Annotated in this window: 1 protein-coding gene; it reads left to right on the forward strand. The window is 65.7% G+C overall.

Going from position 1 to position 20,979, the window contains the following annotated elements; translation table 11 throughout:
* Positions 1–53 precede the first annotated feature (53 nt).
* Positions 54–20,939 (forward strand): non-ribosomal peptide synthase/polyketide synthase, encoded by a 20,886-nt coding sequence (locus MTX35_RS09335; protein ID WP_243594717.1) that lies wholly within the window; start codon positions 54–56, stop codon positions 20,937–20,939.
* Positions 20,940–20,979: the final 40 nt, after the last annotated feature.

Here is a 20,979-nt window from a genome sequence, read left to right on the forward strand (position 1 = left end):
GTGGGGGCGCGTGTGATTGTGGGAAAGAGAGGCTTCGATTGGACCCGCTAGGTGTGGAAGGTGCTGGACACGACGACGGAGTCGGCAGTCCTGAGCATTCGTCGTTCCCCCTGTCACCGGCCCAATTGGGAATGTGGTTCGCGCAGCATGTGGACCCCTCGGTACCTGCGAACATCGCCCAGTACATCGAGCTGCACGGCGAACTCGACGTGGAGCTGCTTCGTCGGTCCTCCTCCCAGGCTGCGCTCGAGCTGCAGTCCGGATTCGTGCGCATCGTCGAGGTCGACGCCGAACCTCGGCAGCTGGTCGATCCAACTCTCGACGACTCGCTGAACTACCTGGATCTGCGCGGCGAAGCCGACCCACGTGCTGCCGCCCTGGCGTGGATGCACGGTGATTACAGCGCGCCGATCGACGTACTCCGAGACCGGCTGATCGCCGCGACCGTGTTACGCCTCGAGGACGACGTGTGGTTCTGGTACGAGCGCGTGCATCACGTGGTTCTCGACGGATTCGGTGCCGTCACGTTCATGAACCGAGCGGCCGAGCTCTATACCGCAGCGGTGGAGGGCACCGAACCGAGCAAGAACCTGGCATCGGACCTGACCAAGGTCTACGACATCGACGTGGCCTATCGCGATTCGACCCGCTTCGAGGCCGACCGCGAGTACTGGGCCTCGCGTATCGACGGGATCGACGGAGTCACCACCCTGGCCGGGCACACGGCTGCGCCTGCGGCGAAGAGCCAGATAGACAGCACGGCTCTGTCCACCGAGACCATGACGAAGCTCGAGGCTCTGCGGGCGGAGACCGACACGACGATGGCAACCATCGTCATCGCCGGATTCGCCGCCTACCTGGCCCAGATGACCGGACGCGAGGACGTCGTGCTCTCGCTCCCGGTCACCGCGCGCACCACCGCCGTCCTGCGTCGCTCCGGCGGCATGGTCTCCAACGTCGTACCCCTACGGCTCGACGTGTCGAGCGAGACCACCGTCGAGACGCTGCTCGCACGCGTCAACGCGGAGGTCTCCGGTGCACTGCGCCACCAGCGATACCGACACGAGGACATCCGACGCGATGCGGGCGCGGCCAGCGGTCAGGCCTCGTTCTTCGGACCATGGGTCAACATCATGCTGTTCTTCGGCGAGGTGCGCCTCGGATCGATGGTCGGCGGCATCAACATCCTCTCGACCGGCCTCATCGAGGATTTCGGGCTCAACCTCTACACCAGCGTGGCCGGGTCGACCACCCACATCGACTTCGAGTCCAACCCCAACCTGTACGGACCCGAGCAGTCCGGACGAAACCACGAACGATTCGTCGATTTCTTCGGTCGGTTCGTCGCGTCGGGAGCGAAGGACGCGGTCTGGGATCTGGCCCTGACGGACGGTGTCGAACGCGATCTCGTCGTGGCCGAATGGAACGCCACCGAGCACGAGACGGATCCGCGCACGCTGCTGTCGGCCTTCGAGTCCGCCGCAGCCGCGCACCCCGATGCCACGGCCCTCGTGTACGAGGGCGAGGCACTCACCTACGGCGAACTCGCCGCTCGGGTGAACGGCCTCGCTCGCCATCTGATCGACATGGGTGTCGGCCCCGAAGTTCTCGTCGGACTCTCGATCCGCCGTTCGTTCGACCTCGTGGTCGGCATGTACGCGATCGTGGCGGCCGGCGGTGCCTGGGTACCGATCGATCCCGACCACCCCGCCGATCGCACCGCATACATCCTGGACTCCGCACAGCCGAGGTGCGTACTGATCTCCTCGCGCGACGACGTCGCGCTGCCCGACGGAACCGAGACCGTGGCGGTCGATGTCGTCGACTGCACCGCGCGTTCCACGGCACCCATCCGGGACGCCGAACGCACTGCGCCACTGCGACTCTCGAACACGGCCTACGTGATCTACACCTCTGGTTCGACCGGGCGGCCGAAGGGCGTCGCCGTCGAGCACTCGGCAATCGACAACCAGATGGAATGGATGCTCGCGGAGTATCCGTTGAACGCATCCGACGTCTATCTGCAGAAGACGGCGACCACCTTCGACGTCTCGCTGTGGGGCTTCTTCCTGCCGCTGCGGGTCGGCGCGACGATGGTCCTGGCCACCCCCGACGGCCACCGAGATTCGGTGTACGTGGCCAACAAGATCGCCGAGCACCGCGTCACGGTCACCGATTTCGTGCCGTCGATGCTGACGGTCTTCGTGGCCAACGCCCCGGTGAACACCTGCAGTTCCCTGCGTCACGTGTTCGTGATCGGCGAGGCGTTGCCCGTCGAAACCGCAGCGTCGTTCCGCGCGATGTGCTCCGCGGGGCTGCACAATCTCTACGGTCCCACCGAGGCTGCCGTCTCGGTCACCTACCACCCCAGTAGTGCGCAGGACACCCGCACCGTACCCATCGGCGTGCCCGAATGGAACACGAAAGCCTTCGTCCTCGACGGTCGATTGCGCCCCACTCCGATCGGCGAGTCCGGCGAGCTGTACCTCGCCGGAGTCCAGCTGGCGCGCGGCTACGTGGGCCGACCGGATCTGAGCTCGGATCGCTTCGTGGCCAACCCGTTCGGTGTCGGCGGGGAGCGGATGTACCGTACCGGCGACCTCGTTCGTTGGCGCAGTGACGGAGTGTTGGACTACATCGGTCGAACCGACTTCCAGGTCAAGTTCCGCGGACAGCGCATCGAGCTCGGCGAGATCGAAACCGTACTGCTGTCTCACGAATCCATCTCGCAGGCAGTGACTCTGGTGATGCAGACGGTCACCGGCGACCAGTTGGTTGCGTACGTCGTTGCGACACCGGGCCGATCCATCGAATCCGCTGCGGCGATCGAATTCGCAGGACATGCGTTGCCGTCGTACATGGTTCCCGCAGCGGTCGTCGTCCTCGACGCCCTCCCGCTGAACACCAGCGGGAAGCTGGATCGAAAAGCGTTGCCGGAACCGGTGTTCAGCAGTGCCAAGAAGTACCGAGCTCCGCAGAGCCGAGCGGACTACGTGGTCGCGGGCATCTACGAGGATTTGCTCGGAGCCTCGAAGGTCGGTTTGGACGAGGACTTCTTCGAGCTCGGCGGTAACTCTCTGATCGCCACCCAACTGGTGACCCGAGTCGGGAGCGCTCTCGGCGTTCGTCTCGGCGTCCGCGAGCTGTTCGAGGCTCCGACCGTCGGCGCGCTGGCGGCCAGAGCCGAATCGGCGGCCCGACTCGGTGCCGACACCCCGGTACTCCGGTCGCTGGAACGGCCCGAGCGAATTCCGCTCTCACCCGCCCAGCAGCGTATGTGGTTCCTGAACCGCTTCGACCCCACCACGGCGGTGTACAACCTGCCGTTCTCCGTGCGTCTGACCGGAGCTCTCGACGTGCCGGCCCTGTCGGCCGCGTTCGCCGATGTCGTCGACCGACACGAAACGCTGCGCACCGTCTACCCCGAGGTGGACGGCTCACCCGAACAGGTAGTGCTGGAGGCGGCTCGGACTCCGGCAACAATCGTGCCGGTCCGCATCGAACGCCGGGATCTCGGCGGCCACTTGCACGAGCTGGTCGCGAAGGGGTTCGACGTCACGGTGGACACACCGTTCCGGATCGCCCTGTTCGAGATCTCACCGACCGAGCACGAACTTGCCATGGTGCTGCACCACATCGCTGCAGACGGCGCGTCCTTCGGCCCGCTGGCGAGGGACGTGCTGGTGGCGTACTCGAGCCGAGTCCAGGGCCGCGCACCCGAGTGGACGCCGCTCGAGGTCCAGTACGCCGACTACGCGCTGTGGCAACGGGCGGTGCTCGGTCCGGAGACCGATCCACTGTCGTTGGCCTCACGCGAAATCGCTTACTGGAGCGCGACTCTCGAGGATCTGCCGGACCAACTGGCGCTGCCGTCGAGCAGGCCCCGCCCCGCCGTGTCCTCGAACGCAGGCAGCAAGCTGCGCGTCGATGTTCCGGCGCACCTGCACGCCTCGCTGGCGAACCTGGCTCGTAAGAACAACGCCTCGTTGTTCATGGTCATGCAGTCGGCGTACGCACTGCTGCTCGCCCGGCTCAGCGGCACCACCGACATCGCGATCGGTGCGCCGGTGGCGGGCCGCGGCGAGCCCGCGCTCGACGATCTGGTCGGCATGTTCGTCAACACGCTCGTACTGCGTACCGAGGTCGATCCGGCGTTGACGTTCGAGGGTCTCCTGGCCCGAGTTCGGGATACCGACCTGTCCGCGTTCGCACACGCAGACGTGCCGTTCGAGCGACTCGTCGAGGTGCTGAACCCGGTGCGATCGACGTCTCGGCACCCGCTCTTCCAGGTCGCCATCTCGCTCGAGTCGGCGATGTCCCGCGAACTCACCGTCGGCGGTCTACGCGCCGAGGCGGCCGAATTCGACGTTCCCATCGCCAAGTTCGACGTGCAGCTGTGGCTCACCGAGCATCTGGAGGACGGAGTACCGGCCGGCCTCGACGCGGTGTTCGAGTACGCGACGGATCTGTTCGACGCAGAGCTGATCCAGAGCTTCGCACGTCGCTTCCTGGCGATTCTGGACGCCGTCACCACGGACGCGACCGTTCCGGTCGGCGATGTCGCCATCGTCGACGCTGCGGAGTACCGGTCGGTGGTGTCGCAGTGGAACGCCTCGGGAGACGACGTCGCTCGAGAAGCGACCCTGGTGGATCTGCTCGACGCCGCGGCCGCCGGTCACCCCGACGCCGTCGCGGTGCGATTCGGTGATTCGTCGATGACGTACGCCGAGTTCGATGCGCAGGCCAATCGCCTTGCCCGTGTTCTCATTTCCCACGGCGTGGGCCCGGAAAGCCTCGTCGCCGTGGCTCTGCCGAGGTCGGCCGAGCTCATCGTTGCCCTCGTTGCGGTGATCAAAGCCGGCGGCGGGTACCTCCCCGTCGATCCGAGCTACCCACTCGAGCGCGTCGAATACATGCTCGACGACGCGCGGCCGACGACCGTACTGCTCTCCGGTGCGGACCGAGTGGAACTGCCGTCCGACGTCGAATCTCGCACCGGCGCAGCATTGCTCGATCTCGACACCGTGGATCTGTCGTCGGTGTCCGGCGATCCCGTCACCGACGAGGACAGGACGCGTCCGGTCCGGCCAGGCAACGTCGCCTATGTCATCTACACCTCGGGTTCGACCGGTCGTCCGAAGGGCGTGATGGTCCCGCATCGCAACGTCGTTCGGCTGCTGGACAACAACGATTCGGTCTACGGTTTCGGTGCCGACGACGTGTGGACGATGTTCCACTCCTACGCCTTCGACTTCTCGGTGTGGGAGCTGTGGGGTCCTCTGCTGTACGGCGGCACACTCGTGGTCGTCGACTACTTCACTTCGCGGTCACCCGAGGCATTCCACCAGTTGCTGGTCGACGAGCGGGTGACGGTACTGAACCAGACGCCGTCGGCGTTCTATCAACTCTCCGAGGCCGATCGCACCGCCGCATCCGGAGGCGAGCTGTCGCTGCGCTACGTGATCTTCGGCGGCGAAGCGCTCGAGCAGCGGAGGCTGACCGGTTGGTTCGAGCGACACGGAGACAGCGCGCCCCGGCTCGTCAACATGTACGGCATCACCGAAACGACCGTGCACGTGTCGTATCAGGCGCTCGCCGCAGCGTCGGTCGGGACGAGCGCTTCGGTGGTCGGCAAGCCGATCGCCGGACTGCGCGTCTATGTCCTCGATACCCGCCTGCACCCGGTGCCGGTGGGAGTGCCCGGCGAGATGTACGTTGCCGGTGGACAACTCGCCCGCGGCTATCTCGGTAGGCGGGAGCTGACCTCGGTTCGCTTCGTGGCGAATCCGTTCGTGTCGGGAGCCGATACCGGCTCGCTGCTCTACCGAACCGGCGACCTCGCACAGTGGAACGCGTCGGGCGAACTCGAGTACCTCGGCCGGTCGGACGATCAGGTCAAGGTGCGTGGGTTCCGCATCGAGCTGGGCGAGGTGGAGGCGGTGGTGACCGCTCAGCCGACCGTCACCCAGGCCGCCGTCGTCGTTCGCGAGGACTCGCCTGGTGCGGCTCGACTGGTTGCCTACGTGGTGTCCGCTGCCGTCGAGGGACGGCCGATCGTCGACATCGAAGATCTCAGAACCGGTATCGCCGACGTGCTTCCGGAGTACATGGTGCCGTCGGCGTTCGTCGTGCTCGACGCGATTCCGCTGACGGTCAACGGCAAGCTCGATCGGCGGGCACTGCCCGCGCCGGTGTTCGAGGTGCGCGAATTCCGGGCCCCGACAACACCGATCGAGGAGATCGTCGCCGACGTCTTCGCGGACGTTCTCGGCGTCGAGCGCGTGGGTCTGGACGACGATTTCTTCGAGCTGGGCGGAAACTCGCTGATCGCCACTCAGGTGGTCTCGCGTCTGGGAGTCGCTCTCGATGCCACCGTGCCCGTCCGTATGTTGTTCGAGGCATCGACTGTCGCGCTGCTGGCGGTACGGGTCGAGCAGGCAGCCGGAGAAGGTGGACGCACCGCGCTCGTTGCGACCGTGCGACCCGAGCAGATTCCGCTCTCGCTGGCGCAGCAGCGGATGTGGTTCCTCAACCGCTTCGATGCCGACTCCACGGCGTACAACATCCCGTTCGCGCTGAGATTGACCGGCGAACTCGACGTCGCCGCGCTGCAGGTTGCGATCATGGACGTGATCGACCGGCACGAATCCCTGCGCACCGTCTACCCCGATACCGCGCAGGGCCCACAGCAGTCCATCCTCGACGCCGCTCGAACGGTGCCGAATCTGATGCCGGTGCCGACGTCTGCGGCAGACATCCAGCGGCAGGTCTTCACGCTGGCATCGACGACGTTCGACGTGACTGTCAACGTTCCGATTCAGGCTCGCCTCTTCGAGATCGGTCCTCGCGAACACGTCATCGCCATGGTGGTGCACCACATCTCGGCCGACGGCTGGTCGATGGGTCCGCTGGCCAGAGACATCATGATCGCGTATGCCTCTCGGACCGCCTGGGAGAACCCGGCGTGGATGCCGTTGGAGGTGCAGTACGCCGACTACAGCCTGTGGCAGCGCTCGGTTCTCGGCTCCGAGGACGACCCGCAGTCGCTGATTTCCGGTCAGGTGGATTACTGGGCCGACGTGCTCGCCGGACTGCCCGATCAACTCGATCTCCCCACTGATCGGCCGCGCCCCAACCGGCAGTCCTACCAGGGATCGTCGATCCGATTCGATGTGTCGGCCGAGGTTCACCAAGGCCTGTCGTCGTTGGCCCACACCCACAACGCATCGTTGTTCATGGTTGTACATGCTGCTTTGGCAGCGCTGCTCGCGCGGCTGTCGGGCACCGAGGACATCGCGATCGGCACACCGGTCGCCGGCCGAGGGGATGCGGCACTCGACGACGTGGTGGGCATGTTCGTCAACACCCTCGTGCTGCGCACCGACATCGAGTCCGAGCGGACGTTCTCGGAGCTGATCGGGCGAGCGAGAGAAGTGGCGCTCGGTGCGTTCGGGCACGCCGATCTTCCGTTCGAGCGACTGGTCGAGGTGCTGAATCCGTCCCGGTCACAGGCACGTCACCCTCTCTTCCAGGTGATGCTCTCGTTCGAGAACCTCACTCGTACGCACGTCGATCTTCCGGGTCTGTCGGTGGACAGCGTCGCCCTCGACGCCGAGGTGGCGAAGTTCGATCTGCAGCTGACCGTCACCGAGTCCATCGGGGTCGACGGTCGCGGCCAGGGCATGGCCGCCGAGCTGACCTACGCGACCGACCTGTTCGACGCGGCGACGGTCCAGGGCTTCGCCGAACGTTTCGTTCGGATGCTCACTGCGGTGGTGACGGACCCGTCGGTGTCGGTGGGCGACATCGATCTTCTCGACGACACCGAGCGCGAGCAGATCGTGACAGCGTGGAACAGCACCGAGCACGAGGTGCCGAAGCAGCTGACGCTCGTCGACCTGTTCGACCGCCGGGTCGCCGAGACTCCCGATGCACAGGCGTTGGTGTTCGAGGGCGAGCGGCTGACGTATGCGGAGTTCGCCGCGAGGGCCAATCGTCTTGCGCGGCATTTGATCTCGGTTGGCGTGCAACCGGATTCACTCGTCGGACTCGCGATCGGACGAAGTCTGGATCTGTTCGTGGGGATGTATGCGATCGTGAAGGCCGGGGCAGGCTACGTTCCGATCGATCCGACTCAGCCCGCGGACCGCAACGAGTACATCGTGGCCACGGCGGCACCCGTTCGGATCTTGTCGACCACGCGTGATCACGTGGACTTCGCCGGAGTCGACACGATCGACATCGACACTCTCGACGTGTCGGAGTGGTCTCCGGCACCGCTGACCGACGCGGATCGAATCGCGCCGTTGCGGTCCTCGAACATCGCCTACGTGATCTTCACGTCGGGATCCACCGGTCGGCCCAAGGGTGTCGGGGTCTCGCACGACGCGATCGTCAATCGGTTGTTGTGGATGCAGCACGAGTACGCCCTGAGTGCCGACGACGTGGTGTTGCAGAAGACCCCGTCGACCTTCGATGTGTCGGTGTGGGAGTTCTTCTGGGCGTTGCAGAACGGCGCGTCGGTGGCCATCGCCGTTCCGGACGGTCATCGCGATGCGTTGTATCTTCTCGATGTCATTGCTCGCGAACGTGTTTCGGTGGTGCACTTCGTACCGTCGATGATGTCGGTGTTCGTACCGGAGGTCGAGCGGCGCCGGGCATCGGGTGCATCGCTACGGATGGTGTTCGCATCCGGCGAGGCGTTGGCCCCCACCACGGCCCGCGCACTACGACGGGCGATCGCCGGGGTGGAGCTGCACAACCTGTACGGCCCCACCGAGGCAGCCGTCGATGTCACGTATCACGCTGTCACGGACGAGGATTCGGACGTGATGCCTATCGGTGCGCCGGTGTGGAACACCACCGTGTACGTGTTGGATTCGCGTCTGCATCCCACTCCAGTCGGCGTAGCAGGTGAGCTCTATCTCGCAGGTGTTCAATTGGCTCGCGGGTACGTGCAACGACCTGATCTGACCGCCGACCGGTTCGTGGCGAATCCGTTCGCGCCGGGTGGAGAACGCCTCTATCGCACCGGCGACGTCGTGCGCTGGAACCGACACGGCGAGCTGGAATACGTCGGGCGTTCGGATTTCCAGGTCAAGCTGCGCGGACTGCGCATCGAACTCGGCGAGATCGAGTCGGCACTGCTGGCACAACGCTCGATCTCTCAGGCGGTCGTCGTGGTCCGCCGCGAACAACTCGTGGGGTACGTCGTACCGGCCGGAGCCTCGGTGGACACCGGGACCGTTCTTGCTGCACTTCGGTCACGGCTGGCGGAGTACATGGTGCCCTCGACGCTGATCGTGCTCGAGGAGTTCCCGCTCGGTGCCAGTGGCAAGCTGGACCGCAAGGCATTGCCCGATCCCGCCTTCGAGGTGACCGAGTACCGCGAACCGACCAACGACATCGAACGCACCGTGGCCGACGTCTTCGCCCAGGTGCTCGGAGTCGATCGCGTCGGGCTCGACGACGACTTCTTCGAGCTCGGCGGAAACTCGCTCATCGCAACGCAACTGGTGTCGAGACTCGGCGTGTCCCTGGACACCAGGATCGCTGTGCGCGAGCTGTTCGACGCGTCCACAGTTGCCGACCTCGCCGCACGCTTGGGCACGTTGGTCGCCACCGGCAGTCGCCCGCCATTGGTGCCGCAGGAGCGGCCGCAACACATTCCGTTGTCGTTGGCTCAGCAGCGCATGTGGTTCCTCAACAAGTTCGACGTGGAATCGGCCGCCAACAACATCCCGATCGCCGTGCGACTGTCCGGCCTGCTGGACCGCCGCGCGATGCAGATCGCGGTTGCGGACGTCGTGGCCCGACAGGAGTCTCTGCGTACGGTATTCCCGGAGACCGACGGAACGGCACACCAGCTGATCCTGGACGCATCCTCGGCCACACCGGATCTGACGCCGATCGACATAGCCGCACACAAGGTCGCGGATGCAATGCGAGAGCTGGCGACCACCGGCTTCGACCTCTCGAAGGATCTGCCCTTCCGAACCCGACTGTTCGAGGTGAGCCCCACCGAGCACTTGCTGGTGTTCGTCGTCCACCACATCGCGGCCGACGGGTTCTCGCTCGGCCCGCTCACCCGAGACGTGATGAACGCGTACGCGGCTCGTTCGCTGAACCAGGAGCCCTTCTGGTCTCCGCTGCCGGTCGACTACGCCGATTACAGCCTCTGGCAGCGCAAAGTACTCGGTTCCGAGGACGACCCGCAGTCGGTCGTCTCGCAGCAGATCGACTACTGGAAGACCGCTCTGGCCGGCCTGCCGGATCAGCTCGATGTGCCGTCGGATCGTCCGCGACCCGCCGTTGCCTCGAACAACGGTGCGCTGGTGAGGTTCTCCATCGACGAGGATCTGCATCGCGACCTGATCGACGCCGCGAGAGCCGAGAACGCCACGTTGTTCATGCTGGTGCACACTTCGCTGGCAGTACTGCTCTCACGGCTGTCCGGTGAGGCCGACATCGCGATCGGTACCCCGGTCGCCGGTCGTGGTGAGGCCGCCCTCGACGATCTGATCGGTATGTTCGTCAACACTCTCGTGCTGCGTACCGAGATCGATACGGCGCGGCGGTTCGATCAGGTACTGGCCGACACCCGCGAGACCGACCTGTCGGCGCTGACCCACGTCGACGTCCCGTTCGAGCGCCTGGTCGAAATTCTCAATCCTGCCCGGTCCACGGCTCGTCATCCCCTCGTGCAGGTGGTGCTCGCGTTCCAGAACCTGGGACAGAAGGACTTGGAACTGCCGGGACTGTCGGTCTCGGGTGTCGACTTCGAGACCCTCGTTGCACTGTTCGATCTGCAGTTCACGTTCGTGGAATCGATCGGACCCAGCGGTGCTCCGCAGGGTATGACCGTCGATGTCACCTACGCCACCGATCTCTTCGACGAGGCCACGGTCGTCACGCTGGGAGAGCGCCTGATCACCGTTCTCGAAGCGGTGGCCGACAACCTTTCGACCGTGGTCGGCGACATCGAGCTGCTCGAGCCCGTCGAACGCAGGCGGGTGCTGGTCGACTGGAACGACACCGAGCACGAGCTCGACCGGGCTCAGACGTTGGCCTCGCTCGCCGGCCGGGTCGATTCGTCCTCCGCTGCACTGGTTTTCGGAGACGAGACGCTCACCTATGGCGAATTCCAGGAACGGGTCGCTCGTCTGGCGCGGTTCCTGATCGCCCGCGGTGTCGGACCCGAGAGCGCAGTGGGCATCGCTGCCCGTCGCTCGGTGGATCTGCTCGTCGGAATTCACGCGATCATCGCAGCCGGTGGTGCGTACGTACCGATCGATCCGGACCAGCCGGCCGAGCGGATCGCACACGTGCTCGGAACCGCGGCACCGGTCTGCGTGCTGACCACGTCACGAGACTCGGTGGCAACCGACGGCGTCGAGGTACTCGATATCGACACCCTCGATCTGTCGAGCTTCTCGGATACTCCGATCACCGACGCGGACCGGGTCAGCGCTCTGACACCGTCGAACACCGCCTACGTCATCTTCACGTCGGGCTCGACCGGGCAGCCCAAGGGCGTGGCGGTCACGCACGAGGCGATCGTCAACCGCCTGCTGTGGATGCAGTCGGAGTACGAGCTCGCCGCCACCGACGTCGTGCTGCAGAAGACCCCCATCACGTTCGACGTGTCGGTCTGGGAACTGTTCTGGCCGTTGCAGATCGGCGCTACATTGGTTATCGCGAAGCCCGACGGCCATCGCGATCCCCAGTACTTGCTCGAGACGATCGAGGCGCAGTCGGTCACCACGGCGCACTTCGTACCCTCGCTGCTCGAGGTCTTCGTCTCCGTTGTGGCAGCTGCTCCGTCGCCTGCGGCGACCTCTTTGCGGACACTGTTCGCGTCAGGAGAGGCGCTACCCGCCGAGGTCGGCAGTCGGCTCCGACGTGTCCTGCCGGGCGTAGCGTTGCACAACCTCTACGGTCCCACCGAGGCGGCCGTCGACGTCACCTACCATCCCGTGTCGGAGGCGGACGTCGACCTCGTTCCGATCGGTGTTCCGGTATGGAACACCAGGACGTACGTCCTCGATTCTCGACTGTCTCCGGTCGCTCCCGGGGTGGCCGGCGAGCTGTACCTCGCCGGAGTTCAACTGGCCCGTGGGTATCTGGGACGAACGGACCTGACGGCCGATCGATTCCTTCCCGACCCCTTCGGAGAACCGGGTACGCGCATGTACCGCACCGGTGACCTGGTGCGCTGGCGTGCAGTGTCCTCCGGCTCAGGACGATTGGAGTACCTGGGCCGCACCGACTTCCAGGTCAAGCTGCGAGGGTTGCGTATCGAACTCGGCGAGATAGAGACCGTGTTGCGCAAGCACCCGTCCGTCGAATCCGCCGTCGTTCTGGTTCGGCAGACCGCTGCCGCAGGCGATCAGCTGGTTGCCTACGTGATCCCCACGGGCGGCGGGACCGTCGACGTCGCCGAGCTGACGGAGTTCGCGTCGCGCTCGCTCGCGAGCTACATGGTCCCGGCCGCGACCGTCGTGCTCGACGCGCTGCCTCTGACGCCCAACGGCAAGCTCGATCGTCGCGCTCTGCCGGAGCCCAACATCGAGCAGCGTGCTTTCCGTGCACCGGCCACCACGTCGGAAACCGTTGTGGCAGAGGTGTTCCGCGATGTCCTCGGTATCGATGTCGTCGGTGCCGACGACGAGTTCTTCGGCCTGGGCGGCAACTCGCTCGTCGCCACGAGGGTGGCGTCGAGAATCGGTGCGGCACTCGACACCACGGTGACCGTTCGGACGATCTTCGAGGCCTCGACCGTATCGGCCCTGGCGGCCAAGCTCGACGAGCTCTCCGGTTCTGGCCGTCGAATTCCCCTCGTGCGTACCGATCTGCCGGATCTGGTACCGCTCTCGCTCGCGCAGCGCCGGATGTGGTTCCTCAATCGGTTCGATCCCGAGTCCGCGACGGAGAACCTCCCCGTCGCCATCGAGCTCAGCGGCGATCTCGACATCTCCGCTCTGCGCGCGGCAGTGGCCGACGTGATCGAGCGGCACGAGTCGCTCCGAACGGTCTACCCGGAGGTCGACGGTGTCGCCTCTCAGGTGATCGTCCCGGCCGATCAGGTGGTCCCCGATCTGGTGCCGACGGCTACCACCACTGCCGAACTGCCGTCCGCGTTGGCGGCGCTGGCCATGGGTGGGTTCGATGTCACCGCTGCGCCGCCGTTGCGTGCCGAGCTGTTCGAGCTGGACTCGGATCGCCACGTCCTGGCGTTCGTCACCCATCACATTGCCGCAGACGGCTTCTCGGTCGGCCCCATGACTCGGGATCTGATGGTCGCGTACGCCGCCCGCAGCGCGGGTGTCGAGCCCGGGTGGGCTCCGCTCGCCGTTCGCTACGTCGACTACACCCTGTGGCAGCAATCCGTTCTGGGCTCCGAGGACGATCCCACGTCACCGGTCTCCAACCAGATCCGACATTGGACTCGGGCCCTGTCGGGACTCCCGGACGAGGTGACCTTCCCCGGCGATCGCGCCCGCCCGGACAGGTCGTCCTATCGGGGCGGCAACATCACGCTCACACTCGATGCCGACACCCACGGCAGGCTCGGGGACGTTGCTCGCGCCAACCAGAGCTCACTGTTCATGGTGTTGCACTCCTCGCTCGCCGTGCTGCTGGCCCGACTGTCCGGTGAGACCGACATCGCGATCGGTACCCCGGTCGCGGGCCGCGGTGAAGCAGCCCTCGACGACGTCATCGGGATGTTCGTCAACACGCTCGTGTTGCGGACCGACATCGATCACGGCGCACCGTTCGACGAGTTTCTTGCTCGGGCACGCGAGAGCGACCTGTCGGCATTCGCCCACGCCGAGGTACCGTTCGAGCGGCTCGTCGAGGTGCTCGATCCACCGCGGTCGGCGGCTCGTCACCCACTGGTCCAGGTGATGCTCACCGTGCAGAACATGGAGCAGACCGAACTCGAACTGCCCGGTCTGAACGTGCGCGGAGTCGATCTCGACATCGAGACGGCCAAGTTCGACGTTCAGTTCACGTTCACCGAGAACCACGCCGACGGCGGCATGACCATCGACGTCACCTTCGCCCGCGACCTGTACGACGACAGCACGGCGCGCGCACTCGGGGAACGCCTGGTTCGCGTCCTGGAGTCCGTGGCAACCGATCCGGGTCAGCGCATCGGCGACGTCTCCGTGATGGACGACAGCGAACGTGGTCGGGTGCTCGCACTCGCCCAGGACGCACCGGCCGTCGCCGATTCGCTCGATACCATCGTCGACCTCTTCGCCGCTCGGGTGGCCGAGGACCCCGACGCACCCGCCGTGGTCTTCGAAGGCGTGTCCCGGAGTTACCGCGAGATAGACGATTCCTCGACGGTGTTGGCGAGAACGCTTGCCGCTCAGGGGGTCACGCCGGAGTCGCTGGTGGCCGTCGTGCTGCCGCGCACCGCCGATCTCGTCGTTGCGTTGCTCGCCGTGCTCAAAGCCGGGGGTGCCTACGTCCCCATCGATCCGTCCTACCCGGCCGACCGCATCGAATTCGTCCTCGCAGATTCTCGACCGGTGGCCGTGCTGACGTGGTCCGGTGTGGAGGTTGCGCTTCCGACCGGATTGCCCAGGATCGACATCGACACCGCCTCGACCCAGGACGACGCGCAGGCGGACGACCCGACTCCCGCGACGGCGGCCTCGACCGCATACGTCATCTACACCTCGGGCTCGACGGGTAAGCCCAAGGGCGTTCTGATCCCGCATCGCAACGTCGTGCGGCTGTTGGCGAACACGCAGCGCCACTTCGACTTCGGTCGCGACGACGTGTGGACACTGTTCCACTCGTTCGCGTTCGACTTCTCGGTCTGGGAGCTGTGGGGCCCGCTCACCACCGGCGGCACCGTCGTCGTGGTCGACTACTTCACCTCCAGGTCGCCGGAAGCATTGCGCGAGTTGCTCGTTCGTGAGCGAGTGACCGTTCTCAATCAGACGCCGTCCGCGTTCTACCAGTTCGATCAGGTCGATCGCACTGTAGGGACAGCGGCCGAGTACTCGTTGCGGTACATCGTCTTCGGTGGTGAAGCGTTGGAACTGCGGCGATTGGCGGGCTGGTTCGATCGCCACGGTGACAGCTCTCCGCAGCTGGTCAACATGTACGGCATCACCGAAACCACCGTTCACGTCTCGTATCGCGCGCTGGACTCGGAGTCCGCTGCCACAGCATCGGGATCCCTTGTCGGTCGTGCGATCTCCGGACTCTCGGTATATGTACTGGACTCGCGTCTGTCGCTGGTGCCCGCGGGCGTACCGGGGGAGATGTACGTCGCCGGTGGCCAGGTCGCACGCGGATATCTCGGCCGAGCCGGGTTGAGTGCGACGAGGTTCGTCGCCGATCCCTTCGCAGGCGACGGATCCGTGCTGTACCGCACCGGCGATGTCGCGCGGTGGTCGACCGACGGCGAACTCGAGTTCGTCGGACGCGCCGACGATCAGGTCAAGATCCGCGGTTTCCGCATCGAGCTGGGCGAGGTCGAGAACGCCGTTGCGTCTGCTCCTGCCGTCGGGCAGGCAGCGGTGATCGTGCGTGAGGACTCGCCACGTGCCACCCGGCTGGTCGCATACGTGGTTCCTGCAGCCGACTCCACCGTCGATACCGATGCCGTCAGGGCAGCGGTGGGGGAGAACCTCCCCGAGTACATGGTGCCCTCGGCCTTCGTCGTGCTCGACGCGATTCCGCTGACCGCCAACGGAAAGCTCGACCGACGAGTCCTGCCCGAGCCGGCTGCGCGCACCCGTGAGTTCCGACCACCGACCACTCCCGTCGAGGAGATGGTCGCCGACGTCTTCGCCGACGTTCTCGGCGTCGAACGCGTCGGTCTCGACGACGACTTCTTCGAGCTCGGCGGCAATTCGCTGGTGGCAACACAGGTGGTGTCCAGGCTGGGTGCCGCAGCGGACACGACTGTTCCCGTCCGTGCTCTGTTCGAGGCACCGACGGTCGCGGCTCTGGCAGCGCGGGTCGAGCAGGGTTCGGGCGCAGGCGCGCGTCCGGCGCTGGTGGCATCGACGCGACCGAGCCGAGTGCCGCTCTCGCTCGCGCAGCAGCGGATGTGGTTCCTCAACCGCTTCGACTCCGAGTCCACGGCGTACAACATCCCGTTCGCGCTCCGGCTCAGCGGGCGTCTCGACGTCGACGCGCTGCAGCGTGCCGTCTCCGACGTGATCGAGCGTCACGAGACTCTGCGATCGGTGTACCCCGATTCTCCGGAGGGCCCGCATCAGGTGATAGTGCCGATGTCGGAGGTGCCCACCACCCTCGAGGTGATCGACACCGACGCGGAGTCGGTGACCGCTCGCGTTCTGGAACTCCTGTCGGCCACATTCGACGTCACGACCCAGGTTCCGCTGAAGACCGCGCTCTTCCGAGTCTCGGACACCGAATTCGTACTCGGTATGGTCATCCACCACATCAGTGCCGACGGTCTGTCGGTGATGCCGTTGTCCACCGACGTCATGACCGCATATGCCGCGCGCACCCGCGGTTCCGATCCGGCGTGGGCACCTCTGCCGGTGCAGTACGCCGACTACGCGCTGTGGCAACGCCAGGTTCTCGGGTCCGAAGAAGATTCGGAATCGATTGCTGCGCAGCAGATTCGGTACTGGGAGAATGCTCTGGCCGAGTTGCCCGAGCAGATCGAACTACCGCTCGATCGTCCACGCCCCGCCGAACAGACCTTCCGGGGCAGCCGCGTCGATTTCCGGATCGACGCGGCCGCGCACGCTCGCCTCACCGAACTGGCACGCGCGCACAACGCGACGGTGTTCATGGCGGTGCACGCGGCGTTCGCCGTGCTGCTCTCGCGTATGTCGGGATCGCCGGACATCGTCGTCGGAACCCCCATCGCGGGTCGTGGAGAAGCGGAGATCGAAAACCTCGTCGGCATGTTCGTGAACACGTTGGTGCTGCGGCTCGACGTGTCGGCCGGAGCGAGCTTCGACGACCTTCTCGACGCGGCCAGAGAAACCGATCTGCAGGCCTTCGCCAACTCCGACATACCGTTCGAGCGGCTCGTCGAGGTCGTCAACCCCACCCGGTCGACGGCGCGTCATCCGTTGTTCCAGGTCGGCTTCTCGTTCCAGAACTTCGCGCGCCGAGAATTCGAGCTCGACGGGCTGGAGATTTCCGCACTCGACACCGAGACCGGAACGTCGCAGTTCGACCTGCACCTCATCGTCTCCGACGCCCCGCGCGACGACGAGGCCCACCACGACGACCAGGCATCGGGCGGCTTCGATGCGTTGTTGACCTACGCGACCGATCTGTTCGACGAACGCACCGCTCGCTCGCTGGTGGCGCGCTTCGAGGCCGTTCTCGACGCCGTCGCGGCATCGCCGTCGACCCCGGTCGGCGACCTCGATCTGTTCCTCGACGGTGAGCTACCCGCCATCGTCGACGAGTGGAACGCCACCGACCATGACTTCGGCGTCGCCGGCGCGGCAACGTTGCCCGAGCTCTTCGTCGCCTCTGCCGAGCGCGATCGCGATGCTGTTGCACTCGTCCATGACGACGGCACGCTGACGTACGGCGAGTTCTCCGAGCGGGTGTCGCGACTGGCCCGCCACCTGATCGACCGAGGTGTCGGACCGGAAGTGCCCGTGGGCCTTGCTATTCGACGTTCGGTGGATCTCCTGGTGGGCATGTACGCCATCGCCATGGCGGGCGGGGCGTACGTGCCGATCGATCCGGATCAGCCGGCCGAGCGCAACGCGCTCGTGCTGGAGACCGCAGCTCCGCTGTGCGTACTGACATCCGGTGCCGTCGGTCCGGAGATCTCCTCTGCAGCAACGGTTGTCGATCTGACGCAGCTCGATCTCGCGGGCTACTCGCCCGCGCCGGTGGAGGCCTCCGAGCGCCGAACCGAGCTCTCGGCCGACAACACGGCCTACGTCATCTTCACGTCCGGCTCGACCGGCCGACCCAAGGGCGTTGCGGTCTCGCACGGCGCCGTCGTCAACCAGCTGAACTGGTTGCGTGCGGAGTACGGCCTCGACGAGACCGATGCGTCTCTGCTCAAGACCGCAGCGACCTTCGACCTGTCGGTGTGGGAGTTCTGGTCGCAGCTGACCTCGGGAGGGCGACTCGTCGTCGCGAACCCGGAGGGACATCGCGATCCCGATTACCTGCTCACGCTGATCCGTCGGCACGCAGTGACGACGCTGCATCTGGTGCCGTCGATGCTGTCGATGCTCGGCACCGTGGCCGCAGGCGAGTTGTCACCCGATCTGCGACGCGTCCTCGCCATCGGTGAAGCACTCCCCGCAGCGGTGGCCCAGGATTTCCGTCGGCACAACGGTTCTGCCGAGCTGCACAACCTCTACGGTCCGACCGAGGCAGCAGTGTCGGTGACCGCGCATCCGGTCACCGATGCCGACACGGCCGCAGTGCCGATCGGTGTGCCCGAGGCGAACACCGCAGTGTTCGTGCTGGACAGTCGCCTGCATCCGGTTCCGGCCGGAGTCACCGGAGAGCTCTATCTCGCCGGTGTGCAACTGGCGCGAGGATATTTCGGCCGAGCAGACCTCACCGCCGAACGGTTCGTGGCGAATCCGTTCGACGCGAACGGCACGCGGATGTATCGCACGGGCGACCTCGTCCGCTGGCGCGTTCCGCTCGTCGACGGTGCACCGGCGGCGGCTCGACTCGAGTACATCGAGCGCGCCGACTTCCAGGTCAAGATTCGTGGGTTCCGCATCGAACTCGGTGAGATCGAAGCCGCCCTGCGCAGTCAGGAAGCGGTGGCCGACACCGCCGTCGTGGTGCACACCGGCGAATCCATGGGCGATCAGTTGGTCGCCTACGTCGTCGGACAGTCCGGAGCTGTACTCGAGGTTGCGAGTGTCGAGACCGAACTCGCCCGCGCCGTGCCGTCGTACATGGTTCCTGCAGCGTTCGTCGTCCTCGATGCTCTCCCGCTCAACACCAACGGCAAATTGGATCGACGGGCACTTCCGGCACCGCAGTTCGAGGTTGCCGACTTCCGCGCCCCGGTCACCCCGATCGAGGAGATCGTTGCCGACATCGTGGCGGAGTTGCTCGGTATCGACCGCGCCGGTCTCGACGACGACTTCTTTGCGCTCGGTGGAAACTCCTTGATCGCAACACAATTGGTGTCGAGGCTGGGTCAAGCGCTGGACGCCCAGATTCCGGTGCGAGCAGTGTTCGCCGCGTCCACCGTTGGGGGCCTGGCCGCTCACATCGCTCCGCTCGTGGGCGGCGGTGCGCGCCGAGAACTGACCGTCCGGGAGCGTCCCGACCTCCTTCCGTTGTCGATCGCCCAGGAAAGAATGTGGACGATCAACAGGATCGACCCCGGTTCCTCGGCATACAACATCCCTGTTGCAGTCCGGCTCACCGGCGAGCTCGACATCGAGTCTCTGCGCGGGGCATTCGAGGATGTACTCGCCCGCCACGAGATCCTGCGCACGGCGTACCCCGATGCTGCGGACGGCCCGGTCCAGCAGATCGGTTCCGTCGCCGAGGTGGGGGTGGATCTGACTCCGGAGCCGGTGCAGCCGGATGCAGTGATCGCGCGCTTGACCGAAGTTCTCTCCGCCGGCTTCGACGTCACGAAGGCCGTTCCGGTTCGGGCCGCACTGCTGCAGGTCGGCCGGCACGAACACGTCCTCGCGGTGGTGGCGCATCACATCGCCGCCGATGGCTTCTCGATGGGCCCGTTGATCCGCGATGTCATGGTGGCGTACACCGCTCGGGTTGCGGGGGACACGCCGACATGGACGCCGCTACCGGTCCAGTACGCGGACTTCGCGCTGTGGCAGCGTGACGTGCTCGGCAGCGAGAGCGATCCCGAGAGTCCGCTCGCGAAGCAACTGGCGTACTGGACGACCGAGTTGGCCGGGGCACCGGAACAGCTGGCGCTGCCGCTGGATCGACCGCGACCGGCTCGTCCGACGATGCAGGGCGCCTCCTACGAGTTCTCGTTCGGCTCCGATATCGCGTCGGCAATCGAGAAGATCGCCCGAGAGCACGCTGCGACGACATTCATGGTGGTGCACAGTGCTTTCGCGGTGCTGCTGTCGAGGCTGAGCAACTCCTCCGACATCAGTATCGGCACACCGACAGCAGGTCGCGGTGAACAGCAGCTCGACGAGTTGGTCGGTATGTTCGTCAACACGCTCGTGCTGCGTACTCGACTCGATCAGGGCGGCACGTTCGTAGATCTGCTGCAGCAGGCGAAGGACAAGGACCTCGCAGCGTTCGGGCATGCGGACGTCCCGTTCGAGCGGCTCGTGGACGCACTGGGCCGGGTGCGGTCGAGTGCCTACACACCGCTGTTCCAGGCGATGCTGACATTCCAGAATCACGTGACCGGGACATTCGAGCTGCCAGGTCTGCAGGTGCAGGCGTTGCCCGCAGGCGAGGACCAGGCCAAGTTCGATCTGCAGCTGACCGCCGTCGAAAGGTTCGACGACACCGGCGCATTGGGCGACATCGAGGCGACGTTCACGTATGCGACGTCGATCTTCGACGAGTCGTCGATCGCGACGTTCGCCGATCGGTTGCTGCGGATTCTGACCGCTGTCGTCTCGGATCCGGATGTGGTGCTGCGGTCCATCGACATCCTCTCGGAGGAGGAGAAGGCCGAGTTCGCGCCGCGAGCCAAGCCCAAGACGGTCGACGATCTGCCCGAACTGATTGCCCGGGCAGCCACCGTCGCACCCGACGCGGTGGCCGTCGAACACGAGTCGACGGCAGTCGATTTCGCTGCGCTACACGCCAAGCTGGCACAGATGTCGGCAACGATGGGTTCTGCGATGAAGCCGCAGGCCCTGGTGACGGTCACTCTGTCGGCGCTGATTCCGGGTATCTTGCCCGCCCTCGGTGCGGAGGGGCTCACCACCGCTCTGGCATCGTTGATCGAACGGGCGGAATCGGTGATCGCGTCGTCGTGACGAATACCGAGCTCGCCGGTTGTGCACGTGGATCGATCAG

The organism is Rhodococcus sp. ARC_M12 (assembly GCF_022810385.1).
In the GTDB taxonomy this organism is placed as follows: Bacteria; Actinomycetota; Actinomycetes; order Mycobacteriales; family Mycobacteriaceae; genus Rhodococcoides; species Rhodococcoides navarretei.